This window comes from Pseudomonas sp. VEM90 (genome assembly GCF_054611535.1).
In genome coordinates, this window is sequence record NZ_JBTRAR010000016.1 from 25,630 (window position 1) to 51,789 (window position 26,160).

At 63.4% G+C, this 26,160-nt stretch carries 23 protein-coding genes; 13 read left to right on the forward strand and 10 right to left on the reverse strand.

The window, feature by feature from the left end; all coding sequences use genetic code 11:
• Positions 1-222 precede the first annotated feature (222 nt).
• Together ACYCCG_RS16315 and ACYCCG_RS16320 are read left to right on the forward strand one after the other, a co-directional pair.
• Positions 223-534, forward strand: coding sequence for a DUF485 domain-containing protein (locus tag ACYCCG_RS16315; protein ID WP_010952786.1), 312 nt, complete (start codon positions 223-225; stop codon positions 532-534).
• Complete coding sequence (locus ACYCCG_RS16320; RefSeq protein ID WP_176685031.1) at positions 531-2,195, forward strand: cation acetate symporter; 1,665 nt, start codon at positions 531-533, stop codon at positions 2,193-2,195. Before ACYCCG_RS16315 ends, ACYCCG_RS16320 begins: the two co-directional genes overlap by 4 nt.
• Before the next feature lie 115 nt (positions 2,196-2,310).
• Here ACYCCG_RS16320 and ACYCCG_RS16325 read toward each other — a convergent pair whose 3' ends face one another.
• The gene (locus ACYCCG_RS16325) at positions 2,311-2,463 is read right to left on the reverse strand and encodes a DUF3309 family protein (RefSeq protein WP_003252624.1); all 153 of its coding nucleotides are present in this window, start codon (positions 2,461-2,463) and stop codon (positions 2,311-2,313) included.
• Between the two features lie 206 nt (positions 2,464-2,669).
• Between ACYCCG_RS16325 and ACYCCG_RS16330 the strand changes: the two genes are divergently transcribed.
• Together ACYCCG_RS16330 and csrA are read left to right on the forward strand one after the other, a co-directional pair.
• On the forward strand, positions 2,670-3,479 hold the full coding sequence (locus tag ACYCCG_RS16330; protein WP_252458988.1) for an SDR family oxidoreductase: 810 nt from the start codon (positions 2,670-2,672) through the stop codon (positions 3,477-3,479).
• 120 nt (positions 3,480-3,599) lie between these two features.
• Positions 3,600-3,779: a carbon storage regulator CsrA gene (csrA, locus tag ACYCCG_RS16335; protein WP_176685033.1), complete on the forward strand. Its 180-nt coding sequence runs from the start codon at positions 3,600-3,602 to the stop codon at positions 3,777-3,779.
• A gap of 14 nt (positions 3,780-3,793) precedes the next feature.
• On the opposite strand, the gene ACYCCG_RS16340 is transcribed toward csrA, so the two are convergent.
• The 5 genes from ACYCCG_RS16340 to mnmC all read right to left on the reverse strand — a co-directional run bounded on the left by ACYCCG_RS16340 (position 3,794) and on the right by mnmC (position 11,126).
• The gene (locus tag ACYCCG_RS16340) at positions 3,794-4,021 is read right to left on the reverse strand and encodes a YheU family protein (protein WP_004575803.1); all 228 of its coding nucleotides are present in this window, start codon (positions 4,019-4,021) and stop codon (positions 3,794-3,796) included.
• 83 nt (positions 4,022-4,104) lie between these two features.
• The gene (locus tag ACYCCG_RS16345) at positions 4,105-5,289 is read right to left on the reverse strand and encodes an osmoprotectant NAGGN system M42 family peptidase (protein ID WP_176685034.1); all 1,185 of its coding nucleotides are present in this window, start codon (positions 5,287-5,289) and stop codon (positions 4,105-4,107) included.
• A 205-nt stretch (positions 5,290-5,494) separates the two neighbouring features.
• Complete coding sequence (gene ngg, locus ACYCCG_RS16350; protein WP_459671145.1) at positions 5,495-7,240, reverse strand: N-acetylglutaminylglutamine synthetase; 1,746 nt, start codon at positions 7,238-7,240, stop codon at positions 5,495-5,497.
• Between the two features lie 3 nt (positions 7,241-7,243).
• Positions 7,244-9,031: an N-acetylglutaminylglutamine amidotransferase gene (locus ACYCCG_RS16355; protein WP_209964134.1), complete on the reverse strand. Its 1,788-nt coding sequence runs from the start codon at positions 9,029-9,031 to the stop codon at positions 7,244-7,246.
• A 130-nt stretch (positions 9,032-9,161) separates the two neighbouring features.
• A complete protein-coding gene (mnmC, locus tag ACYCCG_RS16360; protein WP_459671147.1) occupies positions 9,162-11,126 on the reverse strand; it encodes a bifunctional tRNA (5-methylaminomethyl-2-thiouridine)(34)-methyltransferase MnmD/FAD-dependent 5-carboxymethylaminomethyl-2-thiouridine(34) oxidoreductase MnmC in 1,965 nt (654 codons plus the stop codon).
• 136 nt (positions 11,127-11,262) lie between these two features.
• Between mnmC and pap the strand changes: the two genes are divergently transcribed.
• Together pap and ACYCCG_RS16370 are read left to right on the forward strand one after the other, a co-directional pair.
• On the forward strand, positions 11,263-12,756 hold the full coding sequence (pap, locus tag ACYCCG_RS16365; RefSeq protein ID WP_339535333.1) for a polyphosphate:AMP phosphotransferase: 1,494 nt from the start codon (positions 11,263-11,265) through the stop codon (positions 12,754-12,756).
• A gap of 291 nt (positions 12,757-13,047) precedes the next feature.
• Positions 13,048-14,001, forward strand: coding sequence for a DMT family transporter (locus tag ACYCCG_RS16370; protein ID WP_339444558.1), 954 nt, complete (start codon positions 13,048-13,050; stop codon positions 13,999-14,001).
• 115 nt (positions 14,002-14,116) lie between these two features.
• Here ACYCCG_RS16370 and ACYCCG_RS16375 read toward each other — a convergent pair whose 3' ends face one another.
• Positions 14,117-15,511, reverse strand: coding sequence for a class II fumarate hydratase (locus tag ACYCCG_RS16375; protein ID WP_209964147.1), 1,395 nt, complete (start codon positions 15,509-15,511; stop codon positions 14,117-14,119).
• A gap of 154 nt (positions 15,512-15,665) precedes the next feature.
• Between ACYCCG_RS16375 and ACYCCG_RS16380 the strand changes: the two genes are divergently transcribed.
• The 7 genes from ACYCCG_RS16380 to ACYCCG_RS16410 all read left to right on the forward strand — a co-directional run bounded on the left by ACYCCG_RS16380 (position 15,666) and on the right by ACYCCG_RS16410 (position 23,680).
• Positions 15,666-16,190 (forward strand): DUF2059 domain-containing protein, encoded by a 525-nt coding sequence (locus ACYCCG_RS16380; RefSeq protein ID WP_176685042.1) that lies wholly within the window; start codon positions 15,666-15,668, stop codon positions 16,188-16,190.
• A gap of 10 nt (positions 16,191-16,200) precedes the next feature.
• Entirely contained in the window at positions 16,201-16,497 is a 297-nt protein-coding gene (locus ACYCCG_RS16385) for a BolA family protein (protein ID WP_010952797.1), read from the forward strand.
• Positions 16,498-16,724: 227 nt separating this feature from the next.
• Entirely contained in the window at positions 16,725-17,657 is a 933-nt protein-coding gene (trhO, locus tag ACYCCG_RS16390) for an oxygen-dependent tRNA uridine(34) hydroxylase TrhO (RefSeq protein WP_339444641.1), read from the forward strand.
• Between the two features lie 3 nt (positions 17,658-17,660).
• Complete coding sequence (locus tag ACYCCG_RS16395; protein ID WP_339444642.1) at positions 17,661-18,293, forward strand: DsbA family protein; 633 nt, start codon at positions 17,661-17,663, stop codon at positions 18,291-18,293.
• A complete protein-coding gene (locus ACYCCG_RS16400) occupies positions 18,286-20,118 on the forward strand; it encodes an ABC transporter ATP-binding protein (RefSeq protein WP_209964156.1) in 1,833 nt (610 codons plus the stop codon). The genes ACYCCG_RS16395 and ACYCCG_RS16400 overlap by 8 nt, the downstream gene beginning before the upstream one ends.
• Before the next feature lie 289 nt (positions 20,119-20,407).
• Positions 20,408-22,864 (forward strand): EAL domain-containing protein, encoded by a 2,457-nt coding sequence (locus ACYCCG_RS16405; protein WP_459671152.1) that lies wholly within the window; start codon positions 20,408-20,410, stop codon positions 22,862-22,864.
• Positions 22,865-22,894: 30 nt separating this feature from the next.
• Positions 22,895-23,680: a TenA family transcriptional regulator gene (locus ACYCCG_RS16410; protein ID WP_010952802.1), complete on the forward strand. Its 786-nt coding sequence runs from the start codon at positions 22,895-22,897 to the stop codon at positions 23,678-23,680.
• A 118-nt stretch (positions 23,681-23,798) separates the two neighbouring features.
• On the opposite strand, the gene ACYCCG_RS16415 is transcribed toward ACYCCG_RS16410, so the two are convergent.
• The 3 genes from ACYCCG_RS16415 to ubiG form a co-directional block, all read right to left on the reverse strand.
• Complete coding sequence (locus ACYCCG_RS16415) at positions 23,799-24,539, reverse strand: YciK family oxidoreductase (RefSeq protein WP_176685048.1); 741 nt, start codon at positions 24,537-24,539, stop codon at positions 23,799-23,801.
• 157 nt (positions 24,540-24,696) lie between these two features.
• Positions 24,697-25,368, reverse strand: a complete 672-nt coding sequence (gene mupP / locus ACYCCG_RS16420; protein WP_176685049.1) for an N-acetylmuramic acid 6-phosphate phosphatase MupP — start codon at positions 25,366-25,368, stop codon at positions 24,697-24,699.
• Between the two features lie 2 nt (positions 25,369-25,370).
• Positions 25,371-26,069 (reverse strand): bifunctional 2-polyprenyl-6-hydroxyphenol methylase/3-demethylubiquinol 3-O-methyltransferase UbiG, encoded by a 699-nt coding sequence (ubiG, locus tag ACYCCG_RS16425; RefSeq protein ID WP_012271034.1) that lies wholly within the window; start codon positions 26,067-26,069, stop codon positions 25,371-25,373.
• Positions 26,070-26,160 lie beyond the last annotated feature (91 nt).

Genomic DNA, 26,160 nt, shown 5'->3' on the forward strand with positions numbered 1-26,160 from the left:
GCCTTCCAGGGCCAATGTTGTTTCTTCGCGGGTAAACCCGCTCCTACAGGCCTGTGCAAGCCCTTGTAGGAGCGGGTTTACCCGCGAACAGGTTTTCACGTTGTTACGCAATCGGTAAAACACCGTTGCATCTAAGACTAAGGTCGTCTGGTTGGCGTCCATCGGCAGCATAAAGTAAGGGCGTGGGTTCCATCCCGTATCTGTGCTGCTAGGACAAAAACAATGAACGACAGCATTTACCTCTCGATACAAAACAGCCCCCGTTTCAAGGAGCTGGTCACCAAACGCGAGCGGTTCGCCTGGATTCTCTCGGCGATCATGCTCGGCCTGTATTGCGCCTTCATCCTCCTGATCGCCTACGGTCCCCATGTGCTGGGCGCCAAGCTCAGCCCTGAGTCATCGATTACCTGGGGCATTCCCCTGGGCGTCGGTCTGATCGTTTCGGCATTCGTCCTGACCGCCATCTACGTGCGCCGCGCCAACGGCGAATTCGATGAGCTGAACAAGGAAATCCTGAAGGAGGCGCAACAATGATTCGCCCTGTCAAAGCCCTGGCCGTACTGGCCTGCGGAGCTTTTGCACCCGCCGTGTGGGCCGCCGATGCCCTGACCGGCGAGGTGCAGAAACAACCGCTGAACGTTTCCGCCATCGCCATGTTCGTGGCCTTCGTCGCCTTCACGCTCGGCATCACCTACTGGGCCTCCAAACGCAACAAGTCGGCATCGGACTATTACGCTGCCGGCGGCAAGATCACCGGCTTCCAGAACGGTCTGGCGATTGCTGGCGACTACATGTCAGCCGCCTCGTTCCTGGGTATTTCCGCACTGGTGTTCACCTCTGGTTACGACGGCCTGATCTACTCGATCGGCTTCCTGGTCGGCTGGCCGATCATTCTTTTCCTGATTGCCGAACGCTTGCGCAACCTGGGCAAGTACACCTTCGCCGACGTGGCCTCGTACCGCCTCGGGCAAAAGGAAATCCGCACCCTGTCTGCCTCCGGTTCGCTGGTGGTGGTGGCGTTCTACCTGATCGCGCAAATGGTCGGTGCCGGCAAGCTGATCGAGCTGCTGTTCGGCCTGGACTACCATGTGGCAGTGGTTCTGGTGGGTATCCTGATGTGCCTGTACGTGCTGTTCGGCGGTATGCTGGCCACCACGTGGGTACAGATCATCAAGGCTGTGCTGCTGCTGTCCGGTGCCAGTTTCATGGCGCTGATGGTGATGAAGCACGTGGGCTTTGACTTCAACACGCTGTTCACCGAAGCGATCAAGGTACACGCCAAGGGTGAGGCGATCATGAGCCCCGGCGGCCTGGTCAAGGACCCGATCTCGGCGTTCTCCCTGGGCCTGGCACTGATGTTCGGTACTGCCGGCCTGCCGCACATCCTGATGCGCTTCTTCACCGTCAGTGACGCCAAGGAAGCGCGCAAGAGCGTGCTGTACGCCACAGGCTTCATCGGCTACTTCTACATCCTCACCTTCATCATCGGCTTTGGCGCGATCCTGCTGGTCAGCACCAACCCGGACTTCAAGGACGCCGCAGGCGCCCTGCTGGGCGGCAACAACATGGCCGCGGTGCACCTGGCCAATGCGGTGGGTGGCAGTGTGTTCCTCGGCTTCATCTCGGCGGTGGCCTTCGCCACCATCCTGGCGGTGGTGGCTGGCCTGACCCTGGCCGGTGCCTCGGCGGTGTCCCACGACCTGTACGCCAGCGTCTGGCGCAAGGGCAAAGCCAACGACAAGGACGAGATCCGCGTATCGAAGATCACCACTGTCGCCCTGGGTGTGCTGGCGATCGGCCTGGGGATTCTGTTCGAGAAGCAGAACATCGCCTTCATGGTCGGCCTGGCGTTCTCCATTGCGGCCAGCTGCAACTTCCCGGTACTGCTGCTTTCGATGTACTGGAAGAAGCTGACCACCCGCGGCGCCATGATCGGCGGCTGGCTGGGCCTGGTGAGTGCGGTGACGCTGATGATCCTTGGCCCGACCATCTGGGTACAGATTCTCGGCCACGAGAAGCCAATCTACCCGTACGAGTACCCGGCGCTGTTCTCGATGGCCATTGCCTTCGTCAGCATCTGGTTCTTCTCGGTCACCGACAAGTCCAAGGCGGCTGAGGATGAGCGCGCGCTGTTCTTCCCGCAGTTCGTGCGTTCACAGACTGGCCTGGGTGCCAGCGGGGCGGTCTCGCACTAACGTCATTAACCTGCACTGAAAAACGCCCCGCCAGTCGGGGCGTTTTTTATTTTATGCAGGTGACTCGCTTGCCATTCGCCTCAAGTGATTGTCTGAAGTGGCTGTCCGCAGCGCGTCATATCATCCCAAGCAACAGTAGTACCAGCAGAATCACCAACACCACGCCGATTATGCCGGAAGGGCCATAGCCCCAGCTGCGCGAGTGGGGGAAGACCGGTAAGCCACCGATCAGCAGCAGAATCAGGATGATGATAAGGATCGTGGTCATGTCAAAGTCCTTGCGTGATTAGGGGGCAAGAGCCTGAGAATGCTGGCCTCTCGATAATTCGGACCGGTGCGGGTTGGTAAAGATTCCATCCCCGTGCAGCCGCCTACCCGGTCATGCCCGCCCATTCACTACCCTGATGAATCCTGCCGGATGGCGACGCCTTGATTAGACTCACCGGACTACTTGTCAGAACAAGGCCTGCGACCATGCAAAAACGCATCATGATCACCGGCGCCGGGTCTGGCCTCGGCCGCGAGATCGCCCTGCGCTGGGCGCGTGAGGGCTGGCGCCTGGCACTGGCCGATGTCAACGAAACCGGCTTGCGCGAAACGCTGGAGCAGGTTCACCAGGCCGGTGGCGACGGCTTCGTCCAGCGCTGCGATGTGCGCGACTATAGCCAGCTGACGGCCCTTGCCCAGGCCTGCGAAGAGAAGTTTGGTGGGGTCGATGTGATCGTCAACAACGCCGGCATCGCTTCGGGCGGGTTCTTCGCCGAGCTGTCGCTGGAAGACTGGGACTGGCAGATCGCCGTCAATCTGATGGGCGTGGTCAAGGGTTGCAAGGCGTTCCTGCCGCTGCTGGAGCGCAGCAAGGGGCGCATTATCAACATCGCCTCGATGGCTGCACTGATGCAGGGCCCGGGCATGAGCAACTACAACGTGGCCAAGGCCGGCGTGCTGGCATTGTCGGAAAGCCTGCTGGTGGAGTTGCGCCAGATTGAGGTGGCGGTGCACGTGGTGTGCCCGTCGTTCTTCCAGACCAACCTGCTGGACTCGTTCCGCGGGCCGAACCCGGCGATGAAGGCACAGGTTGGCAAGCTGCTTGAAGGTTCGCCGATCAGTGCGGCGGACATTGCCGATTATATCCATCAGCAGGTCGCTGCAGGCGAGTTCCTCATCCTGCCCCATGAGGCAGGGCGCCAGGCCTGGCAACTGAAACGCCAGGCCCCTGAGCGGCTGTATGACGAGATGGCCGAAATGGCAGTGAAAATGCGGGCAAAAGCCCAGTCGCGATGATTGGTCTGTAGGAGAAGTTACTCAAAAGCGTAAGGGGCTTCTGAATCGCAGTGGAGCTATTGAGTAGCTGAATACCTACGGGGCAGGCTCCGGTTTTCCCTTTCGCAGGAGGATCGGAACATGCTGGTAATTGGGCGCGAAGTGGGGGAGGTCATCATGATTGGCGATGATATCCGGATCGTCGTGGTGGAGACCCGGGACGGCGTGGTGCGCTTTGGTGTGGATGCTCCGCGTGAGGTGCCGGTGCATCGAGCCGAAGTTCACAAGCGCATCAAGGCGTCCAAGCAGAGCAAGGCCTGAACAGGCCTTGCCTGCTATTCGAGCAGCTCGCGGGGCACATCATGCTTGGCCAGCAACTGGCATTGCTGGCTTTCCAGGTCGAAAAGGATGAAAGCCTGGCCTTTGGCCAACGCCTGGCGTACCCGCAGCACGCGGGTTTCCAGCGGGGTGTCGTCGCCGTTGTCAGTGCCGTCGCGGGTGACGAAGTCCTCGATCAGGCGGGTCAGGGTTTCGGCTTGCAATTGGTCGTAGGGGATCAGCATGGTCGGGTGGTGTCTGAAATAGGTATGGGCATGCTACGCGAAACATTCGAGGTGTAGGGGCCGCTTTGCAGCCCCGTGGGCGTTTAGCCTTTGTTTCCGATCAGGCTGTCCACCGCCGGTACCCGCGTGTCGCTTTCCATCTGCGCATCATGCTCCAGTTGGTGGCTGAAGCGCTCGAGCGATGCATTGGCCGGCTGCGAGTCGCTGGCAAACACTGGCGGGCTCAGCAGGTAGGCTGACAACAACCGGCTCAGCGCTGCCAGGCTGTCGATATGGGTGCGTTCGTAACCATGGGTGGCATCGCAACCAAAGGCCACCAGCGCGGTACGAATGTCGTGCCCGGCAGTCACCGCCGAATGGGCATCGCTGAAGTAATAGCGGAACAGGTCGCGCCGCACCGGCAAGTCGTGGTCACCGGCCAGTTTCAGCAGGTGCCGGGACAGGTGGTAGTCGTAAGGCCCCGACGAGTCCTGCATGGCCACACTGACCGCATGCTCGCTGGAAGCCTGCCCAGGCGCCACCGGGGCGATGTCGATGCCGACGAACTCGCTGACGTCCCAGGGCAGGGCGCCGGCTGCTCCCGAGCCGGTCTCCTCGGTGATGGTGAACAGCGGGTGGCAGTCGATCAGCGGCTGGCGACCGCTTTCCACCACCGCCTTCAATGCCGCCAGCAATGCGGCCACGCCAGCCTTGTCGTCCAGGTGACGGGCGCTGATGTGGCCGCTTTCGGTGAACTCGGGCAAGGGGTCGAAGGCCACGAAATCCCCAATGCTCACGCCCAGTGCCTCACAGTCGGCGCGCGTGGCGCAGTAGGCATCCAGGCGCACTTCCACGTGATCCCAGCTGATCGGCATCTGGTCGATGGCCGTGTTGAAGGCATGCCCGCTGGCCATCAGCGGCAGCACGCTGCCACGGAATACCCCGGTATCGGTGAACACGCTAACCCGGCTGCCTTCGGCAAAACGGCTGGACCAGCAGCCGACGGGGGCCAGGGCCAGGCGGCCATTGTCCTGCAACTGGCGCACGCTGGCGCCGATGGTATCCAGGTGGGCAGAGACGGCGCGGTCGGGGGTGGCCTGCCGGCCTTTGAGGGTGGCGCGAATGGTGCCGCGGCGGGTCAGCTCGAAGGGGATGCCCAGTTCGTCAAGGCGTTCGGCCACGTAGCGCACGATGGTGTCGGTGAAGCCGGTGGGGCTGGGGATGGCGAGCATTTCCAGTAGCACGCGCTTGAGGTAGTCGAGATCGGGTTCGGGGTGTCGCTCGGACATGTTGGGGACTCCTTTACTCCTGTGCTGGCCTCTTCGCGGGCAAGCCCGCTCCTACAGGTACAGCGCTGCCTTCGCGGGCAAGCCCGCTCCTACAGGTACAGCGCTGCCTTCGCGGGTAAACCCGCTCCTACAGGTACAGCGCCACCTTCAAGGGCGGTGATATCCCTGTGGGAGCGGGCTTGCCCGCGAAGAGGCCGGCACGGGTTTACGCCAAAGGCCGGCTATGGGGAAACAGCAGGTCGATAAAACGCTCGGCCGTGGGCTGCGGTTCATGGTTGGCCAGGCCGGCACGTTCGTTGGCCTCGATGATCACGTACTCCGGCTGCCCGGCATCACGCACCATGAAGTCCAGCCCCACCACCGGAATTTCCAATGCGCGTGCCGCGCGCACGGCAGCATCGGCCAGCACCGGGTGCAGGCGTTCGGTGACGTCTTCCAGGGTGCCGCCGGTGTGCAGGTTGGCCGTACGTCGCACGGCCAGGCGCTGGCCGGCTGGCAGCACGTCGTCATAACCAACGCTCGCTGCGCGCAAGGTGCGCTCGGTTTCGTCGTCCAGCGGAATGCGGCTTTCGCCACCTGTGGCGGCCTGGCGGCGACGGCTCTGGGCTTCGATCAACTGGCGCACGCTGTGTTTGCCGTCGCCCAGCACCTGCGCCGGGTGACGGATGGCGGCGGCCACCACCTCGTAGCCGATCACCACGATGCGCAGGTCGAACCCGGCATGAAAGCTTTCCAGCAGCACGCGGCTGTCGAACTGGCGGGCGTGCGCCACGGCACGGGTGATGTCGTCGATACAGGTCAGGTTCACCGCCACCCCCTGGCCTTGCTCGCCATCGACTGGCTTGACCACCACCGCGCCATGCTCGTCGAGAAACGCCAGGTTGTCATCGGCATTGCCCGCCAGCTGTTGCGCGGGCACCTGCAGCCCGGCGTTGTGCAGGGCGTGCTGGGTCAGGCGTTTGTCCTGGCACAGGGTCATGGTCACGGCACTGGTCAGGTCGCTGAGCGATTCCCGACAGCGAATGCGCCGCCCGCCCAGGCTCAGGGTGAACAGGCCGCCAGCGGCGTCGTCCACCTGCACTTCGATGCCCCGGCGCAGGGCCTCGTCAACGATGATGCGTGCGTAGGGGTTGAGGTCGGCCTGCGGGCCGGGCCCGAGGAACAGCTGCTCGTTGATACCGTTCTTGCGCTTGACGGCGAAGGTGGACAGGTTGCGAAAACCCAGTTTCTGGTACAGGCGCTTGGCCTGGCGGTTGTCGTGCAGCACCGACAGGTCCAGGTAGGCCAGGCCACGGCTCATGAAGTGTTCGATCAGGTGGCGCACCAGCACCTCGCCCACGCCGGGGCGGGTGCAGTGTGGGTCCACCGCCAGGCACCACAGGCTGCTGCCGTGCTCGGGGTCATCGAACGCCTTGGTGTGGTTCAGGCCCATGACGCTGCCGATCACCGAGCCGCTGTCTTCGTCCTCTGCCAGCCAGTACACCGGGCCACCCAAGTGCCGGGGGGTAAGCAGTTCGGCGTCGACGGGGAGCATCCCGCGCGCCTGGTACAGGGTGTTGATCGCCTGCCAGTCGGCGGGGTTCTGTGCCCGGCGCACGCGAAAGCCGCGAAATACCCGCTGCGCCGGGCGATAGTCGGTGAACCACAGGCGCAGGGTGTCGGACGGGTCGAGGAACAGCTGCTGTGGGGCCTGGGCCAGCACCTGCTGCGGTGCGGCCACGTACAGGGCGATGTCGCGTTCGCCCGGGTGCTCGTCGAGCAAATCCTCGGCCAGGGAAACCGGGTCGGGGTAGGTGTGGCCTATCAGCAGCCGGCCCCAGCCGCAGTGCACGGCACGCGGTTGGTCGTGGGGCTGGCTGCCGTCGCCGGCCAGGCGCGCTTGCAGGCGCTCGTAGGACGGCGCCTGGCCGCGCAGCAGGCGCTGACCATAAGCGATTTCATGGGCTTTCATCGGTCAGATTCCTTGTTCGCTCAACCACAGGTTAAGCGCTGCCAGTTGCCACAGCTTGGAACCGCGCAATGGCGTCAGTTGACCGTGCGGGTTGCTCAGCAGGCGGTCGAGCATGGCCGGGTTGAACAACCCTCGGTCCTGGCTGGGGTCGGTCAACAGCTCACGTACCCAGCCCAGGGTGGCACCTTCCAGATGCTTCAGGCCCGGTACCGGGAAGTAACCCTTCTTGCGGTCGATCACCTCATGCGGGATCACCCGTCGCGCCGCCTGCTTGAGCACCTGCTTGCCGCCGTCGGGCAGCTTGAAGCGTGCGGGTATGCGTGCCGACAGTTCCACCAGGCGGTAATCAAGGAACGGCGTGCGCGCCTCCAGGCCCCAGGCCATGGTCATGTTGTCCACCCGCTTGACCGGGTCGTCGACCAGCATCACGGTGCTGTCCAGGCGCAGGGCCTTGTCCACGGCAGCCGGTGCGCCCGGGCGCGCGAAGTGTTCGCGTACGAAGTCGCCGGCGGCATCGGTTTCCAGCAGCCAGGGGGCCTGCACGGTGTCGCGGTACTCGGCGTGGCTGCGGTCGAAGAACGCATCACGATAGGCCGCATAGGCATCGTCGGCGCCGTCCACCTGCGGGTACCAGTGGTAACCGGCGAACAGTTCGTCGGCACCCTGGCCGCTCTGTACGCCCTTGCAGTGCTTGGCCACTTCCCGCGACAGCAGGTAGAACGCGATGCAGTCGTGGCTGACCATCGGCTCGCTCATGGCGCGGAACGCAGCCGGCAACTGGTCGATGATCTCGTGTTCGGCAATGCGCAGTTGGTGATGGCGGGTGCCGTAGTGCCTGGCGATCAGGTCGGAGTACTGGAACTCATCGCCGCGCTCTCCGCCGGCATCCTCGAAGCCGATGGAGAAGGTCGACAGGTCTTCCACCCCCACTTCGCGCAGCAGGCCGACCAGCAGGCTGGAATCGACCCCGCCGGACAGCAACACGCCAACATCCACAGCAGCCCGTTGGCGGATGGCCACGGCGTCCCGGGTAGCGTCGAGCACGCGGGTGGTCCAGCCTTCCAGGTCCAGTTCATGCTCGTCGGGGTGGGGGCCGTAGTGCAGTTGCCACCAGACCTGGCGTTCCACTTCGCCATGCTGGTCGATGCGCATCCAGGTGCCAGGCTCCAGCTTCTGCACGTTGGCCAGCAGGGTACGCGGTGCCGGTACCACGGCATGGAAGTTCAGGTAGTGGTTGAGAGCCACCGGGTCGAGCATCGGGTCGATGTCGCCGCCCTTGAGCAGCGCCGGCAGGGTCGAGGCAAAGCGCAGGCGCTCACCGTTGCGCGACAGGTACAGGGGTTTGACGCCGAGGCGGTCGCGGGCCAGGAACAGGCGCTGGTTGTCGCGCTCCCAGATGGCCAGGGCAAACATGCCGTTGAGCTTGGGCAGCAGGGCCGCGCCCCAGGCGTGGTAGCCCTTGAGCAGCACCTCGGTGTCGCCGTCGGACCAGAAGCTGTAGCCCAGCGCCTGCAGTTCCTCGCGCAGTTCGGGGAAGTTGTAGATGGCACCGTTGAAGGCCAACGACAGGCCCAGGGTGTTGTCGACCATCGGCTGCGCCGAGCCGTCGGACAGGTCCATGATCTTCAGACGCCGGTGGCCCAGGGCGATCGGGCCCTGGCTATGGAAGCCCCAGGCATCCGGGCCACGCGGGGCCAGGTGATGGGTAATGCGCTCTACCGCAGCCAGGTCGGCTGGGCGAGGGGCTTGGTCGATGGGGGTGAAACGCAATTCTCCTGCTAATCCGCACATAAGTCCTTACCGGTTTTTCCGTTGGGGAGGTGATGCCCCGGATTAGGGCACCTTAATGAACTGACATGTTTGCTTTTTGAGAGTTTTAGACCTTTTGGTTATAAGTGGATGGGCATACAGCTTGATGCTATCACGTCCCTCGAATCAACCGGCGCAACCCAAACCGGTTCGGATGGCAGGCCTCCACCACCGCCCGCGGCAATGGCAGCGGTTCCCCACATACCCAGGCCGCCACCAGCTCGCCACTCAACGGCGCCGTGATCAACCCGCGTGAGCCGTGCCCGCTGTTCACATACAACCCGCCCAACCAAGGGCAGGGCACATCCGGTACCTGCCGTGCATCACGGCCCAGCACTGCGTAGGCTTCGGCAAACGCCTGCCCGTCGGCGACCGGCCCGACGATCGGCAGGTAATCCGGGCTGGTGCAACGGAACGCTGCACGCCCCTGCAGTTGCTCAGCGTCCAGTTTAGCCACGCCCAGCCGCTGCGCCAGATCGACGGAAATTTCGTCCAGCAGTGCCAGGTTGCCCTGGTGCTCGGCCAGCGTCGGCGCAAGGTCCTCACTGTGGAAGTCAAAACTTGCCCCCAGTGTATGTTCACCCTCGCGCGGCGGTGCCACATAGCCTTCCGCGCACACCACGGTACGCAGTGCCTGGCTGCTGGCGGTGGCCGGCAAGCGGGTGATCTGCCCACGGATGCGCTTGAGTGGTAACTGCGCGCAAGGGGCGAAGCGCCGCACATCCGCTGCACCGGCCAGGACCACCACTGGAGCGCTGGCTAACAGCTGGTCTCCAGCCCAGGCCTGCCACTGTTCACCCACTTTGCGCAGTTCGAGCACTTCCTGGTGGGTCACCAGGTGAATACCTGGGTGCTGCAACTGCTGCTGACACAGTGCCGGCGGGTGCACCCAGCCACCTTCGGGGTAGAACAACCCGCCGCCAGGCAACGCCACGCCGGCGATGGCTTCGGCCTCGGTGCGCTCCAGCGGGTGCAGCAAGCCGCGGTCGAAGGCGGCAGCCAGCTTGCCCTGGCGTTCGGCCTCCTTGCTGTCGAAGGCCAGTTGCAGCACCCCGCAGGCATCCCAGTCACGGCCACGCTGCAAGCGCTGCAGCTGGCGCCGGGTGTAGCCGAACCCGGACAGGATCATCTGCGACAGCGCGGTGCCATGGGCAGACAGCTTGAGGTACAGCACCCCTTGCGGGTTGCCCGAAGCTTCCTGGGCTGGGGCTTCGTGGCGCTCCAGCACGGTAACCTGCCAGCCACGCCGGGCCAGGCTGGCGGCGCTGCTGCTGCCGGCAAGACCGGCACCGATCACCAGCGCCTCGCGCGGCCCCTGTGCAGCAGCGGGGCGTGCGTACCACGGCGCGTGTGGGCCGGGCAGGGGGCCGACGTAGGCGCCGCTCATCACTTCCCACTTCTTGCCGATGCCAGGCACCTTTTTCATGGCGAAGCCGGCTTCGACCAGGCTGCGGCGTACCCAGCCGGTGGTGGTGAAGGTGCCCAGCACCGTGTCCGGATGCGATAGCCGCGCCAGTTGCGCAAACAGCGCCGGGGTCCACATGTCGGGGTTCTTGGCGGGGGCGAAGCCGTCGAGGAACCACACATCGACCTGCGCGTCGAGCTGCGGCAGCTGTTCCAGCACATCGCCTATCAACAGGGTCAGGGTGACCCTGCCATCGGCGAAGGTGAACTGCTGAAAGCCCGGGTGCACCGCCACGTACTGCTCCAGCAGCGGCTCGGTATAGGCGGCCAGTTCAGGCCACAAGCTCACTGCGCGGGCCATGTCGGCGTGGCCGAGGGGGTACTTTTCGACGCTGACGAAGTGCAGGCGCGCGTCGCTGTGTGCGTGCTGGTCAAACAGCTGCCAGGCGCAGAAAAAATTCATGCCGGTGCCAAAGCCGGTTTCGCCGATCACCGTACAAGCATGCGGCGCCAGGTTTGCAAAACGTTCGGCCAGGCGGGTCTGGCCGAGAAACACGTGCTTGGTTTCTTCGATGCCTTCGTTGACTGCGAAATAGACGTCGTCATAGTGCCGCGAATGGGGGCGGCCCTGTTCATCCCAGTCGATCTGGGCGTGCTGGAGGAGGGTGGGCATGGTTGGCTCGGTTGCAGCGGATGGCGGGATTTTATGCCATCCGGATGAGCTGTGGGAGCGCGTTCATTCGTGAAGAGGCCCGTACAGGCAGAAATGAAATCCGCTAGTCTTGCTTATCCATTGAAGGAGCCAGTGCATGTTCGAATCTGCCGAAATCGGCCACAGCATCGACAAGGAGGCTTACGACGCCGAGGTACCCGCTTTACGCGAGGCCCTGCTCGAAGCCCAGTACGAACTCAAGCAGCAAGCGCGTTTTCCGGTGATCGTGCTGATCAACGGCATTGAAGGCGCCGGCAAGGGTGAGACGGTAAAACTGCTCAACGAGTGGATGGACCCGCGCATGATCGATGTGCTCACCTTCGACCAGCAGACCGACGAAGAGCTGGCCCGCCCGCCCGCCTGGCGTTACTGGCGGGCCTTGCCGCCCAAGGGGCGGATGGGGGTGTTCTTTGGCAACTGGTACAGCCAGATGCTGCAGGGGCGTGTGCACGGGGTGTTCAAGGATGCCGTCCTCGATCAGGCCATTACCGGTGCCGAACGCCTGGAGGAGATGCTTTGCGATGAAGGTGCGCTGATCATCAAGTTCTGGTTCCACCTGTCCAAGAAGCAGATGAAGGCGAGGCTGAAATCGCTCAAGGACGACCCGCTGCACAGCTGGAAGATCAGCCCGCTGGATTGGCAGCAATCGCAAACCTACGACCGTTTCGTGCGCTTCGGTGAGCGCGTGCTGCGCTGCACCAGCCGCGACTATGCGCCATGGCACATCATCGAGGGGGTAGACCCGAATTACCGCAGCCTGGCGGTGGGGCGCATTCTGCTGGAAAGCCTGCAGGCCGCGCTGGCCAATAACCCCAAGGGCAAGCACCAGGGCAACGTGGCCCCATTGAGCCATAGCATCGACGACCGCAGCCTGCTTGGCGCCCTGGACATGACGTTGCGGCTGGACAAGGCCGACTACCAGGAACAGTTGATCACCGAACAGGCCCGCCTGGCCGGCCTGCTGCGTGACAAGCGCATGCGCCGGCACGCGCTGGTGGCGGTGTTCGAAGGCAACGACGCCGCCGGCAAGGGGGGCGCCATCCGTCGCGTGGCGGCGGCGCTGGATCCGCGTCAGTACCGCATCGTGCCGATTGCCGCACCCACTGAAGAAGAGCGCGCCCAGCCCTACCTGTGGCGGTTCTGGCGGCACATCCCGGCACGTGGCAAGTTCACCATCTTCGACCGCTCCTGGTATGGCCGGGTGCTGGTGGAGCGGGTGGAAGGCTTCTGCAGCCCGGCCGACTGGATGCGTGCCTACAGCGAGATCAACGACTTTGAAGAGCAGTTGGTGGATGCGGGCGTGGTGGTGGTGAAGTTCTGGCTGGCGATCGATCAGCAAACCCAACTGGAGCGTTTCGAAGAGCGTGAGCAGATTCCGTTCAAACGCTACAAGATCACCGAGGATGACTGGCGCAACCGCGACAAGTGGGACGAATACTCCCAGGCTGTGGGCGACATGGTCGACCGCACCAGCAACGAGATTGCCCCATGGACGCTGGTGGAAGCCAATGACAAGCGCTGGGCGCGGGTGAAGGTGGTGCGCACCATCAACGAGGCGCTTGAGGCGGCGTTTGCCAAGCACAAGAAATAGCCGAAGGTCAGGTTGCCTGTTCTGGCCTCTTCGCGGGTAAACCCGCTCCTACCGGGGATCGCGTGCTGAGCTGCGCCCCGGATGTTGGACAAAAAATCCAACACCGGGGCGCAGCTCACGCTCCCGTAGGAGCGGGTTTACCCGCGAAGAGGCCAGCACAGGCAACACCTCCCCCCAGCCATGCCCCAAAAGAATGACCTGATGAATTCTTTTCTCGGCACTCTCCACCGTCCCCGTCCTCCAACCCCGTAGAATTCAACAACCCCCACTACGGGCTTGATCGAGGATTTTATGCACACCACTTCTGGCCGCTGGGGCTATGGGCTGTTCCTGGCACTTCTGACAGCGCTGCTCTGGGGCATCCTGCCGATCAAGCTCAAGCAGGTACTGCAAGTGGTCGACCCGATCACTGTCACCTGGTACCGGCTGCTGGTCTCCGGCGGCCTGCTGTTCGCCTGGCTGGCGGCTCAGCGGCGATTGCCGTCCATCCGCAAGCTGGCGCCCAGGGGCAAGGGCCTGGTGCTGGTTGCGGTGCTCGGCCTGATGGGCAACTACGTGCTCTACCTGATCGGTCTCAAACTGCTTAGCCCGGGCACCGCACAACTGGTGGTACAGATCGGCCCGGTGCTGTTGCTGGTGGCCAGCGTGTTCGTGTTCCGCGAGCGCTTCAGTGTGGGGCAGGGCATGGGGCTGTTGGTGCTGCTGGCAGGGTTTGGCCTGTTCTTCAACCAGCGCCTGGAAGAGCTGCTGACTTCACTGGGTGCCTATACTACCGGCGTGTTGACCATCTTGCTGGCGACCAGCATCTGGGTGTTCTACGCCCTGAGCCAGAAGCAGTTGCTGACCGTGTGGCACTCGCAGCAGGTGATGATGGTGATCTACCTCAGCTGCGCTGGGTTGCTGACCCCTTGGGTGCACCCGCTGGAGGCCTTGCAACTGACCCCGGTGCAAGGCTGGCTGCTGCTGGCCTGTTGCCTGAACACCCTGGTGGCGTACGGCGCGTTCGCCGAAGCGCTGGCGCACTGGGAGGCGTCGCGGGTAAGTGCCACGCTGGCGCTGACCCCGTTGGTGACCTTCGTTGCGGTGGCGCTGGCAGCATGGGTGTGGCCTGACTATGTGCATGCCGAGGACATCAACGCCCTGGGCTATGTGGGGGCGGTCACGGTGGTGTTCGGTTCGGCGCTGGTAGCGCTGGGGCCCTCGCTGGTGGCGGGTTGGCGGGCCCGCAGGGCGCGGTTGGCCTAGGTCTGTCGATTGCCTGTACCGGCCCTTTCGCGGGTAAACCCGCTCCTACAATGGATCGCCTCTCGGTGTAGGAGCGGGTTTACCCGCGAAAGGGCCGGTACAGGCTACAGAGCAGTCAGCCCTTGCCCCCCGGCGCCAGCATGTTCTCCGGCCGCACCCACTGGTCGAACTGCTCATTGGTCAGGTACTTCAACGCCAAGGCCGCCTCGCGCAAGGTCTTGCCCTCGCTGTAAGCCTTCTTGGCAATTTCCGCCGCCTTGTCATAACCAATATGCGGGTTCAGCGCGGTCACCAGCATCAACCCGCGCTCCAGGTGCGCGGCCATCTGCTCGGCATCCGGCTCGATACCCGCCACGCAATGCTGCTGGAAGTTGCGGCAACCATCGGCCAGCAACTCGATGGACTGCAGCAGGTTATGGATGATCACCGGCTTGAACACATTCAGCTGCAAATGCCCCTGGCTGGCGGCAAAGCCGATGGCCGCGTCGTTGCCCAGTACCTGGCAGGCCAGCATCGACAGCGCCTCGCACTGGGTGGGGTTGACCTTGCCCGGCATGATCGAGCTGCCCGGCTCGTTGGCGGGCAGGCGCACCTCGGCCAGCCCGGCGCGCGGACCGGATCCCAGCAGGCGCAGGTCGTTGGCGATTTTCATCAGGGCCACGGCCAGGGTCTTCAGGGCCCCCGCCAGGCTGGTCAGCGGTTCGTGGCCGGCGAGGGCGGCGAACTTGTTGGGCGCGGTGATGAGCGGCAGGCCGGACAGCGCCGCCAACTCGGCAGCGATGGCTTCAGCAAAACCCTGCGGGGCGTTGAGCCCGGTACCCACGGCAGTACCGCCCTGAGCCAGTTCGCACACCGCCGGCAGGGTGGCGCGTATGGCGCGCTGGGCGTAATCGAGCTGGGCGACGAAGGCCGACACTTCCTGGCCGAAGGTAATCGGCGTGGCGTCCATCATGTGCGTGCGGCCGGTTTTCACCAGCTTGTGGTGACGCATCGACAGCTCGGCCAGTCCCGAAGACAATTCGGTGACGGCCGGCAGCAGCTTTTCATGCACCGCCAGGGCTGCCGCAATGTGCATGGCGGTGGGGAAGCAGTCGTTGGAGCTCTGCGAGCGGTTGACGTGGTCATTGGGATGTACTGGCGCCTTGCCGCCACGGCCTTTGCCGGCCAGTTCGTTGGCGCGCCCGGCGATCACCTCGTTGACGTTCATGTTGCTCTGGGTGCCGCTGCCCGTCTGCCAGACGACGAGCGGGAACTGATCGTCGTGCTGGCCATCCAGCACTTCATCGGCGGCCTGTTCGATCAGCCGGGCGATGTCGGCCGGCAGGTCGCCATTGCGGTCGTTGACGCGCGCAGCGGCCTTCTTGATCAGTGCCAGGGCGTGCAATACCGCGAGGGGCATGCGTTCCTTGCCAATGGCGAAGTTGATCAGCGAACGCTGGGTCTGCGCACCCCAGTAGGCGTCCTCCGGAACTTCGACCGGGCCCAGGCTGTCTGTCTCGATACGGCTCATTCTGTACTCACTCCTGTGTAGTTCGAAATCGCAGTTTAGGCCCTGATTCGACCGAGCGGTTCCGTCGCTCGTCGTGCCACTTGAGCACTTCGCCACCACGGCGCAGAATGCTCTACCCTGAGGTGCCCGCCACCCTCTCTTTGAAGGAAATGCAATGACCCGTCTCCGTGTCCTTTGTGCTGCCGTTGCCCTGGCTTGCGCCAGCGGCCAGGTACTCGCTGCCACCGCCAGCCACAACGCTGCTGCCGAGAAATTCCTGACCCTGGCCAACGCCGACAAGCTGGGCACCCCGGTGTACATGCAAGTGCAGCAGATGTTCGCCCAGCGTTTCGCCCAGACCAAAGCCCCGTCCGCCAAGCAGCCCGTACTGGAAAGCTACCAGGCCAAGGCCAATGCCGCGCTGGACAACGCCATCGGCTGGAAAAAGCTGAAGCCGAAGATGGTCGACCTGTACACCCGCACCTTCACCGAGCAGGAGCTGAAGGACCTGGTGAAGTTCTACGAATCGCCGCTGGGCAAGAAAGTGCTGCGTGAAATGCCCAAGGTCACTCAGCAGTCGGCGCAGCTGACCCAGCAGAGCCTGGAGCCAGCAGTACCGGTGGTGAACAAGCTGCTGGAAGACATGACCAAAGAGCTGGACCCGAACGCAGGCAAGGCCGCCGCCCCAGCGAAGAAGTGAGTACGCCGCAATGACCATGCAACAACGAATCGAACAGCAACTGGCCGCCCTGGCGCCGCAACATCTGGAAGTGCTCAACGAAAGTCACATGCACAGTCGTGGTCAGGAGACCCACTACAAGGCGGTGATCGTCAGCGAGCAGTTTGCCGGGTTGAACAGCGTCAAGCGCCACCAGAAGGTGTACGCCACCATGGGTGAGCTGATGGGCGAGATCCACGCCCTGGCCATCCATACCTACACCGCCGAAGAGTGGGCCAAGGTCGGCGTTGCACCGGCCTCGCCCGTTTGCGCCGGCGGCGGGCACTGAAACCTTTCTGTTGTTCTGGTAGAATCCTGCAAAATCCGGGGGCCGCTTTGCGGCCCTTTCGCTACACAAGGCCGCTCCCACAGGAACCGCACTAGCCATCGGGTTACGCGGTCCCTGTGAGAGCGGCCTTGTGTCGCGAAAGGGGTGCAAAGCGCCCCCATGCTTTTTCTGTACCTGTCAAACCCGGTCCGCCCCTTACGAGGGCAACCACCTGGAGATTCCGTTACATGTCTCAAGCCATCGTCGTCGCGGCGCTGTACAAGTTCGTCACCCTGGAAGACTACGTCGAGCTGCGCGAGCCGCTGCTCAAGACCATGCTCGACAACAACGTCAAAGGCACCCTGCTGCTGGCCCAGGAGGGCATCAACGGTACCGTTTCGGGCACCCGGGAAGGCATTGATGGCCTGCTGGCCTGGTTGCGCGATGACCCGCGTCTGGTCGATATCGACCATAAAGAGTCGTACTGCGACGAACAGCCGTTCTACCGCACCAAGGTCAAACTCAAGAAAGAGATCGTCACCCTCGGCGTGCCGGGCGTAGACCCCAACCAGGCCGTTGGCACCTATGTCGAGCCCAAGGACTGGAACGCCCTGATCAGCGACCCGGAAGTGCTGCTGATCGACACCCGCAACGACTACGAAGTGGCCATCGGCACATTCAAGGGCGCCATCGACCCGAAGACCGAAACCTTCCGAGAGTTCCCGGAGTACATCAAGGCCAATTTCGACCCGAGCAAGCACAAGAAGGTCGCCATGTTCTGCACCGGCGGCATCCGTTGCGAAAAGGCCTCCAGCTACATGCTCGGTGAAGGCTTCGAGTCGGTCTATCATCTTAAGGGCGGCATCCTGAAATACTTCGAGGAAGTGCCTCAGGAAGAAAGCCTGTGGGACGGCGACTGCTTCGTCTTCGACAACCGGGTCACGGTGCGCCATGACCTGAGCGAAGGCGAGTACGACCAGTGCCACGCCTGCCGCCACCCGATCAATGCAGAGGAGCGCGCGTCCGAGCACTATTCGCCAGGTGTCAGCTGCCCGCATTGCTGGGACAGCCTGAGCGAGAAGACCCGGCGCAGTGCCATCGACCGGCAGAAGCAGATAGAGCTGGCCAAGGCCCGCAACCTGCCGCACCCGATCGGTTACAACTACAAAGCCGAGGCTTGAAGCATGTCTGCACGCCTGATCTATGTGATGGACCCGATGTGCTCCTGGTGCTGGGGTTTTGCGCCAGTGGCCGCGGCCCTGATCGCCCAGGCGCGTGAGGCAGGCGTGCCCACCCACTTGGTACCGGGCGGGCTGCGCACTGGCGGCAGCGCCCTGGACAGCTCCACTCGCAAGTACATCCTGGAACACTGGCAGGCAGTGGCTGATGCTACCGGCCAGCCGTTCCGCTTCGAGGGGGCCATGCCTGACGGCTTCGTCTACGACACCGAGCCGGCCTGCCGCGCCCTGGTCACGGCCCGCGAGCTGGATGCCGAGCGCGTCTGGCCGCTGCTGGCGTCGATTCAGCGTTCGTTCTACGAGCAGGGCGTCGATGTGACCACCGCGCCGCAGCTGGTCGAGCTAGCCTCGCAGTGTGGCTTCGACCGTGCCGTGTTCGCCGAAACCTTCGCCCGTGCCGATACCCGCGCCGCCACTGCAGCCGACTTCGCCTGGGCCCAGGACCTGGGTATTGCCGGGTTCCCGACCCTGCTGGCCGAGCGCAATGGCCAACTGGCCTTGCTGACCAACGGCTATCAGCCGCTGGAGCGCCTGCAACCCTTGCTCGGCCGCTGGCTGCAGCAGGCCGCCTGTGCTTGATGTGCCTGGGTCACCCGACCCGGTACCGGGCAAGCCATACACTGCGGGCGATCGACTGAGCTGGGCGGAAATCCGCCGCCTGGCCCTGCATCACAAGAAAAACCTCTGGTCCGCGAACCTCATTGCGTTACTGGCGGCGTGTTGCAGTGTGCCCATTCCGCTGCTGCTGCCGCTGCTGGTGGACGAAGTGCTGCTCGGCCACGGCGATGCCGCGCTGAAGTGGATGAACCACCTGCTGCCGTCCGGCTGGCAGGTGGCGGCCGGCTACATCGGCCTGATGCTGGCGCTCACCCTGTGCCTGCGCCTGGCTGCGCTGGCGTTCAACGTGATCCAGTCCAAGCTGTTCGCCGGTCTGGCCAAGGATATTGTCTACCGCCTGCGCATCCGCCTGATCGAGCGGCTCAAGCGTATTTCGCTGAAGGAATACGAAAGCCTGGGCAGCGGTACGGTGACCACCCACCTGGTCACCGACCTGGACACCCTGGACAAGTTCGTTGGCGAAACCCTAAGCCGCTTCCTGGTGGCCATGCTGACCTTGACCGGCACCGCGGCCATCCTGATCTGGATGCACTGGCAGCTGGCCTTGCTGATCTTGCTGTTCAACCCGCTGGTGATCTACTTCACCGTGCAGTTGGGCAAGCGCGTCAAACACCTGAAAAAGCTCGAAAACGACAGCACCGCGCGCTTTACCCAGGCGCTGGCGGAAACCCTCGATGCCATCCAGGAAATCCGCGCCGGCAACCGCCAGGGCTACTTCCTTGGCCGCCTGGGCCTGCGTGCCCGCGAAGTGCGCGATTACGCCGTGGACTCGCAATGGAAAAGCGATGCCAGTGGCCGTGCCAGCGGCCTGCTGTTCCAGTTCGGCATCGACATCTTCCGCGCGGCGGCCATGCTGACCGTGCTGTTTTCCGACCTGTCGATCGGCCAGATGCTGGCGGTGTTCAGCTACCTGTGGTTCATGATCGGCCCGGTGGAGCAACTGCTTAATCTGCAATATGCGTACTACGCCGCAGGCGGTGCGCTGAGCCGCCTCAACGAGCTGCTGGCGCGTGCCGACGAGCCGCAATACCCAGCCGCCAGCGACCCGTTCGCCGGGCGCGAAACGGTGGGCATTGAAGTGCGCGACCTGCGCTTTGCCTATGCCGACGAGCCGGTACTCGAGCACCTCGACCTGTCCATCGCTGCGGGTGAGAAGGTGGCGATTGTCGGTGCCAGCGGCGGCGGCAAGAGCACGTTGGTGCAGCTATTGCTGGGCCTTTATAGCGCCCAGGCCGGGACCATCCGCTTTGGCGGGGCCAGCCTGCAGGAAATCGGCCTGGAAACCCTGCGCGAGAACGTCGCGGTGGTGTTGCAGCACCCGTCGCTGTTCAACGACAGCGTGCGTGCCAACCTGACCATGGGCCGTGACTGCAGCGATGATGCGTGCTGGCAGGCGCTGCGCATCGCCCAGCTGGATGCCACCATCGCCGCCTTGCCGCAGGGCCTGGACAGTGTGGTGGGGCGTTCAGGCGTGCGCTTGTCCGGTGGCCAGCGCCAGCGCCTGGCCATTGCCCGCATGGTGCTGGCTGAGCCCAAGGTGGTGATCCTCGACGAGGCCACCTCAGCCCTGGATGCTGCAACCGAGTACAACCTGCATCAGGCCTTGGCGCGCTTTCTCAGCGGCCGCACCACGCTGATCATCGCCCACCGGTTGTCAGCGGTGAAACAGGCCGACCGAGTGCTGGTGTTCGATGGCGGGCACGTGGCCGAAGACGGCGACCATCAGCAACTGATTGCCGAGGGTGGGTTATATGCCAAGCTTTATGGGCACCTGCAGCAGAGCTGATTATCTGGTTGCCTTCACCGTACTTGTGGAAGCAACCGTCTTGCTCAATTTCTAAAAGCTGGTGCGATCCCTGTGGGAGCGGGCTTGCCCGCGAACACGGGCGAAGCCCGTGCCATCCACCGCGGTGTCTTCTTCGCGGGTAAACCCGCTCCTGCAATGGCCAGCGCATACGCTGCATAAATCCCCCCGATTCCTTGTCATAAAAATCCCCTCCACAGCAATGGCAAATGGCCTACGCTGTGCTTGTCTGGGTCGATTTACGCCTTATCTGCTCTGTGACAGGGACTCCATGAAGGGAAATCGCACACTCGAAGCGCCAAAGTTGCTCGGCATCACATGGCCTTTCATCGCCGTAGTGGTCCTTCAGGTGGCGTTGGGCAGCCTCAGCCTTTACACGCTCTCGGCCGTGCGCGCCTATGTCGCGGGCGAAAGCCTGTGGTCCAAGGCGCAGAAAGATGCCATCTACTACCTCAGTCTATACAGCGAGACGCGTGACGACAGCACCTACCAACGTTATCGCCAGGCCATTACCGTGCCTCAGGGTGACCAGCGCCTGCGCGAGGTGCTCGACCTCCCCAACCCTGATCTGGACGCCGCGCGACAGGCGGTACTGCAAGGTGGCAACCACCCTGACGATGTCACGCGTATCATCTGGTTCTATCGCAACTTCCGCCATGTCAGCTATATGCAGACAGCCATCGATTACTGGGACATCGGCGACGACTATCTGGCCAAGCTGGATGTACTGGCCGGTGAAATGCGCCAGCGTTTTGCCAGTGGCCCGGTGGATGCAGACACTGTCAGCGAGTGGAAGGCCCGTATTGTCGCCATCAACGAAGGCGTGACCCCGGCGGCCAAGGCCTTCAGTGATGCCTTGGGCGAGGGCTCGCGCGTCGTGCTGCGGGTGCTGCTGATCACCAACCTGCTGACCGCGATGTTCCTGATTGCGATTGCCTGGGGCCGCTCCAGCAAGCTGTTGGCCCAGCGCCAGGCCTTTGCCAGCGCCCTGCAGCAAGAAAAAGAGCGTGCGCAGATTACCCTGCAGGCCATCGGTGATGCGGTGATCACCACCGATGTCGAGGGCAATATCGGCTATATGAACCCGGCCGCCGAACAATTGACCCACTGGCAATCCGGCCAGGCCCAGGGCCTGCCACTGTCGGCGCTGTTCAGCCTGGTGGATGAACACGCCGAGGATGACGGTCGCAGCCTGGTCGAACAGGTGCTCAGCGGCAGCCTCAAGGGCGGCTCCGAGCATGCCCGGCTGATCCAGCGCCTGGACGGCAGTACCGTGTCGATCAACCTGGTAGGCTCGCCGATTGTCAGTGATGGCCAGGTCAGTGGCATCGTGCTGGTGCTGCACGATATGACCCAGGAACGCCAGTACATCGCCAATCTGTCCTGGCAGGCGACCCACGATGCCCTGACCGGTCTGGCCAACCGCCGCGAGTTCGAATACCGCCTGGAGCAGGTGCTCAACGACCTGGCACGCCAGGCTGGGCGGCATTCGCTGATGTTCCTCGACCTCGACCAGTTCAAGCTAGTCAACGACACCTGTGGCCACGCGGCCGGCGATGAGTTGCTGCGACACATCTGTGCTGTGCTGCAATCCGGCCTGCGTGAGGGCGATACGCTGGCGCGGCTGGGTGGCGATGAATTTGGCGTACTGCTGGAAAACTGCCCGCCCGACCAGGCTGAGCGCATTGCCGAACAACTGCGTCAGCTGGTGCAGAGCCTGCACTTCGTATGGAAAGGGCGGCCGTTCGTGACCACGGTCAGCATCGGCCTGGTGCACATGGCCCAGGCCCCTGGCACCCTGGAGGCCTCGCTGCGCGCCGCCGACATGGCCTGCTACATGGCCAAGGAAAAGGGCCGTAACCGGGTGCAGGTGTACCACGCCGACGACAGCGAACTGTCCATGCGGTTTGGCGAAATGGCCTGGATCCAGCGCTTGCATGTGGCCCTGGAAGAAAACCGCTTTTGCCTCTACGCCCAGGAAATCGCCCCGCTTAAAACCTTCGAGGGCCCGGGTCATATCGAAATTCTGTTGCGGCTGCACGACGAAAGCGGCCGCACCATCCTGCCCAGCAGCTTCATCCCTGCGGCCGAGCGCTACGGCCTGATGACCGCGCTGGATCGCTGGGTGGTGCGCAACGTGTTCATGGTCATACACCAGTGCCTGGAAGAAGGGCGTGAAGGTCCGTTGTCGACCTGTGCGATCAACCTGTCGGGGTCCAGCATTGGCGACGACAAGTTCCTTGAATACCTCCAACGGTTGTTCGTCGAATACGCCATTCCGCCGCGCATGATCTGTTTTGAAATTACCGAAACCAGCGCCATTGCCAACCTGGGCAGCGCTATTCGCTTCATCAACGAGCTGAAAGGGCTGGGGTGCCGTTTCTCGCTTGATGATTTTTGCGCCGGCATGTCGTCGTTCGCCTATCTCAAGCATTTGCCCGTGGACTACCTGAAGATTGACGGGAGTTTCGTCAAGGACATGCTCGACGACCCGGTCAATCGGGCCATGGTCGAGGTCATCAACCATATCGGCCATGTGATGGGTAAACGCACTATTGCCGAGTTCGTCGAAACACCCTTGATCGAGCAGGCCTTGCAGGAAATAGGCGTGGATTACGCCCAGGGCTACCTGATCGAACGCCCCCAGGTGTTCACCTGTGACAGTCTGCAGCGCCAACGGATAGCCGCCCGGCCTCTGTTGCAGCGAGCACCTGGCACGTTTCGCTAATTGGAAATCACAAGGATCAAGGAGCTGAAAGTGATTGATGCATTCGTTCGTATCGGGCCTTTGATGGACCCCGCCAGTTACCCCCAATGGGCCCAGCAGCTGATTGAAGACTGCCGCGAGAGCAAGCGCCGGGTGGTTGAGCATGAGTTTTATGCCCGTCTACGCGATGGCCAGCTGAAGCAATCGACCATCCGTCAGTACCTGATCGGTGGCTGGCCGGTGGTGGAGCAGTTTTCGTTGTACATGGCGCATAACCTGACCAAAACCCGCTATGGCCGGCACCAGGGCGAGGACATGGCGCGGCGCTGGCTGATGCGCAACATCCGCGTCGAGCTCAACCATGCCGACTACTGGGTGAACTGGTGCCAGGCGCACGGTGTGCACCTGCACGAGTTGCAGGCGCAAGAAGTGCCGCCCGAGCTGAACGGCCTGAACGACTGGTGCTGGCGGGTGTGTGCCACCGAGAACCTGGCCATTTCGATGGCGGCGACCAACTACGCCATCGAAGGCGCGACCGGTGAATGGTCGGCGGTGGTGTGCTCGACCGACACCTATGCCCAGGGGTTCCCTGAAGAAGGGCGCAAGCGGGCGATGAAGTGGCTGAAGATGCATGCCCAGTATGACGATGCGCACCCGTGGGAGGCGCTGGAAATCATCTGTACCCTGGCCGGTGAGAACCCGACCCTGGGCTTGCGGACCGAGCTGCGCAGGGCGATCTGCAAGAGTTACGACTGCATGTTCCTGTTCCTGGAGCGCTGCATGCAGCTGGAAGGGCGCCAGCAAGGCCGCATGCGGCCGGCGTTGGCAGCCGGCTGATCGTTCGCCTGTAGCGGCCTCTTCGCGGGCTTGCCCGCTCCCACAGGTATGGCTCAGTCCTTGAGGGCTGCGCAGTGCCTGTGGGAGCGGGCAAGCCCGCGAAGAGGCCAGTGCAGGTTTATTGGGCGTTGAACGCCTGCCCGTTCACCCCTGTGCTGTCCGGCCCCATCAGGTACAGGTACACCGGCATGATTTCTTCGGGCAGCGGGTTGTTCTGCGGGTTCTCGCCGGGGTAGGCCTGGGCCCGCATCGCCGTGCGCGTGGCGCCTGGGTTGATGCTGTTGGAACGTACCGGCGCCACGCCTTCCAGTTCATCGGCCAAGGTCTGCATCAGGCCCTCGGTGGCGAACTTCGACACGCCATAGGCGCCCCAGTAAGCCCGGCCCTTGCGCCCGACGCTGCTGCTGGTGAATACCACCGATGCGTCTTCCGACAGCTTCAGCAGCGGCAGCAGGGTGCTGGTGAGCATGAAGGTGGCATTGACGTTGATGTGCATCACGCGCATGAAGTTGTCGCCTGACAGCTGTTCCAGCGGCGTACGCGGACCGATGATCGACGCGTTGTTGAGCAGGCCGTCAAGGCGGCCGAACTGGCCTTCGATCATCGCCGCCAGCTCGTCGTACTGGTGTGGCAGGGCGGTTTCCAGGTTGAACGGGATGACCACCGGCTGCGGGTGACCGGCAGCTTCGATCTGGTCGTAGACCTCGTTCAGGTTGGCCTCGGTCTTGCCCAGCAGCAGCACGGTGGCACCTAGTGCGGCATAGGCCTTGGCAGCCGCGGCACCAATGCCACGGCCGGCACCGGTAACCAGGATGACCCGGCCTTGCAGCAGGTCGGGGCGGGCGGTGTAGTCGAACATGGTTCTGTCCTTCGAGTTCGTGTGGGCGGCCTGGGGCTATCGTAGGAGCGGGTTTACCCGCGAATGCGTCCGATCAGGCGCCAGTGTTGTCTGGGCTGGCGCATTCGCGGGTGAACCCGCTCCTACAAAGAGGCGGTGCCCGGTCATCGGTCTGGGTTCAGCAGCCGCACAGCGCGCTGTCGATCACTTTGCGCAGTTCCAGCGGGTGGTCCACCACCACGTCGGCACCCCAGTTGTTGGGGTTGTCCTCTGGATGAATATAGCCGTAGCGCACCGCCGCCGTGCGGGTGCCGGCGTCGCGGCCAGACTCGATGTCGCGCAGGTCGTCGCCGACGAACAGTACACTGGCCGGGTCCAGGTTCAGCGTCTTGCAGGCCAGGATCACTGGCTCGGGGTCGGGTTTGCTGTTTTTCACATGGTCCGGGCAGATCAACAGCGCCGAACGCTCGGCCAGGCCCAGTTGCTGCATGATCGGCTCGGCGAAGCGCACCGGCTTGTTGGTGACTACGCCCCACAGCAGGTTGCCTTTCTCGATGTCGGCCAGCAGCTCGGCCATGCCCTCGAACAGCTTGCTGTGCACCGCGCAGTCACGCTGGTAACGCTCGAGGAACTCCAGGCGCAGGGCCTCGAAGCCGTCAGCCTCCGGGTCCATGGCGAACGCAGTGGCAACCATCGCGCGGGCGCCACCCGAGATCACGCCGCGGATCAGGTTGTCGTCAACGGCCGGCAGCCCGCGCTCGGCGAGCATGGCCTGGCAAATGGCGATGAAGTCCGGCGCCGTGTCCAGCAAGGTGCCGTCCATGTCGAAGAGTACTGCTCGCAAACGCATGCTTATTCCTCGCGCAGGGTCTGGATCATGTAGTTGACGTCGACGTCGCTGTTGAGCTTGTAGTGCTTGGTCAGCGGGTTGTAGGTGAGGCCGATGATGTCCTTCACCTGCAGGCCGGCATCGCGGCTCCAGGCGCCCAGCTCGGAGGGGCGGATGAACTTCTTGAAGTCATGGGTGCCGCGCGGCAGCATCTTCAGGATGTACTCGGCGCCGACGATGGCCAGCAGGTAGGCCTTGGGGTTGCGGTTGATGGTGGAGAAGAACACCTGGCCACCAGGCTTGACCATGCGGTAACAGGCGCGAATCACCGAAGACGGGTCGGGCACGTGCTCGAGCATTTCCAGGCAGGTGACCACGTCGAACTGTTCAGGCATTTCCTCGGCCAGGGCTTCGGCGGTGATCTGCCGGTATTCGACCTGCACGCCCGACTCCAGCTGGTGCAGCTGGGCCACTGCCAGCGGTGCTTCACCCATGTCGATACCGGTGACCGTGGCACCGCGCAGGGCCATGGCTTCGCTGAGGATGCCGCCACCGCAACCCACGTCCAGCACTTTCTTGCCGGCCAGGCTGGCGCGCTCGTCGATCCAGTTGACGCGCAGCGGGTTGATTTCGTGCAGCGGCTTGAACTCGCTTTCGCGGTCCCACCAGCGGTGGGCCAGCGCTTCGAACTTGGCGATTTCGGCGCGGTCGACGTTGCTCATTGAACAGTCCTCTGAAACTTCGCAAAATTGCGTCGGAGTATACCCGAGCGCTCGGCCCCGAGGGTCGCTATAATCGCCGGCTTTTGATATC

What these genes read in the sequence shown, in the direction of transcription:
- trhO (WP_339444641.1), top strand. Translation starts at nt 16,725, where the DNA reads ATGTCTCAAGCCATCGTCGTCGCGGCGCTGTACAAGTTCGTCACCCTG.
- ACYCCG_RS16320 (WP_176685031.1), top strand. Translation starts at nt 531, where the DNA reads ATGATTCGCCCTGTCAAAGCCCTGGCCGTACTGGCCTGCGGAGCTTTT.
- csrA (WP_176685033.1), top strand. Translation starts at nt 3,600, where the DNA reads ATGCTGGTAATTGGGCGCGAAGTGGGGGAGGTCATCATGATTGGCGAT.
- pap (WP_339535333.1), top strand. Translation starts at nt 11,263, where the DNA reads ATGTTCGAATCTGCCGAAATCGGCCACAGCATCGACAAGGAGGCTTAC.
- ubiG (WP_012271034.1), bottom strand. Translation starts at nt 26,069, where the DNA reads ATGAGCAACGTCGACCGCGCCGAAATCGCCAAGTTCGAAGCGCTGGCC.
- ACYCCG_RS16415 (WP_176685048.1), bottom strand. Translation starts at nt 24,539, where the DNA reads ATGTTCGACTACACCGCCCGCCCCGACCTGCTGCAAGGCCGGGTCATC.
- ACYCCG_RS16340 (WP_004575803.1), bottom strand. Translation starts at nt 4,021, where the DNA reads ATGCTGATCCCCTACGACCAATTGCAAGCCGAAACCCTGACCCGCCTG.
- ACYCCG_RS16405 (WP_459671152.1), top strand. Translation starts at nt 20,408, where the DNA reads ATGAAGGGAAATCGCACACTCGAAGCGCCAAAGTTGCTCGGCATCACA.
- ACYCCG_RS16355 (WP_209964134.1), bottom strand. Translation starts at nt 9,031, where the DNA reads ATGTGCGGATTAGCAGGAGAATTGCGTTTCACCCCCATCGACCAAGCC.
- ACYCCG_RS16375 (WP_209964147.1), bottom strand. Translation starts at nt 15,511, where the DNA reads ATGAGCCGTATCGAGACAGACAGCCTGGGCCCGGTCGAAGTTCCGGAG.
- ACYCCG_RS16345 (WP_176685034.1), bottom strand. Translation starts at nt 5,289, where the DNA reads ATGTCCGAGCGACACCCCGAACCCGATCTCGACTACCTCAAGCGCGTG.
- ACYCCG_RS16395 (WP_339444642.1), top strand. Translation starts at nt 17,661, where the DNA reads ATGTCTGCACGCCTGATCTATGTGATGGACCCGATGTGCTCCTGGTGC.
- mupP (WP_176685049.1), bottom strand. Translation starts at nt 25,368, where the DNA reads ATGCGTTTGCGAGCAGTACTCTTCGACATGGACGGCACCTTGCTGGAC.
- ACYCCG_RS16385 (WP_010952797.1), top strand. Translation starts at nt 16,201, where the DNA reads ATGACCATGCAACAACGAATCGAACAGCAACTGGCCGCCCTGGCGCCG.
- ngg (WP_459671145.1), bottom strand. Translation starts at nt 7,240, where the DNA reads ATGAAAGCCCATGAAATCGCTTATGGTCAGCGCCTGCTGCGCGGCCAG.
- ACYCCG_RS16330 (WP_252458988.1), top strand. Translation starts at nt 2,670, where the DNA reads ATGCAAAAACGCATCATGATCACCGGCGCCGGGTCTGGCCTCGGCCGC.
- ACYCCG_RS16380 (WP_176685042.1), top strand. Translation starts at nt 15,666, where the DNA reads ATGACCCGTCTCCGTGTCCTTTGTGCTGCCGTTGCCCTGGCTTGCGCC.
- ACYCCG_RS16325 (WP_003252624.1), bottom strand. Translation starts at nt 2,463, where the DNA reads ATGACCACGATCCTTATCATCATCCTGATTCTGCTGCTGATCGGTGGC.
- ACYCCG_RS16370 (WP_339444558.1), top strand. Translation starts at nt 13,048, where the DNA reads ATGCACACCACTTCTGGCCGCTGGGGCTATGGGCTGTTCCTGGCACTT.
- ACYCCG_RS16315 (WP_010952786.1), top strand. Translation starts at nt 223, where the DNA reads ATGAACGACAGCATTTACCTCTCGATACAAAACAGCCCCCGTTTCAAG.
- mnmC (WP_459671147.1), bottom strand. Translation starts at nt 11,126, where the DNA reads ATGCCCACCCTCCTCCAGCACGCCCAGATCGACTGGGATGAACAGGGC.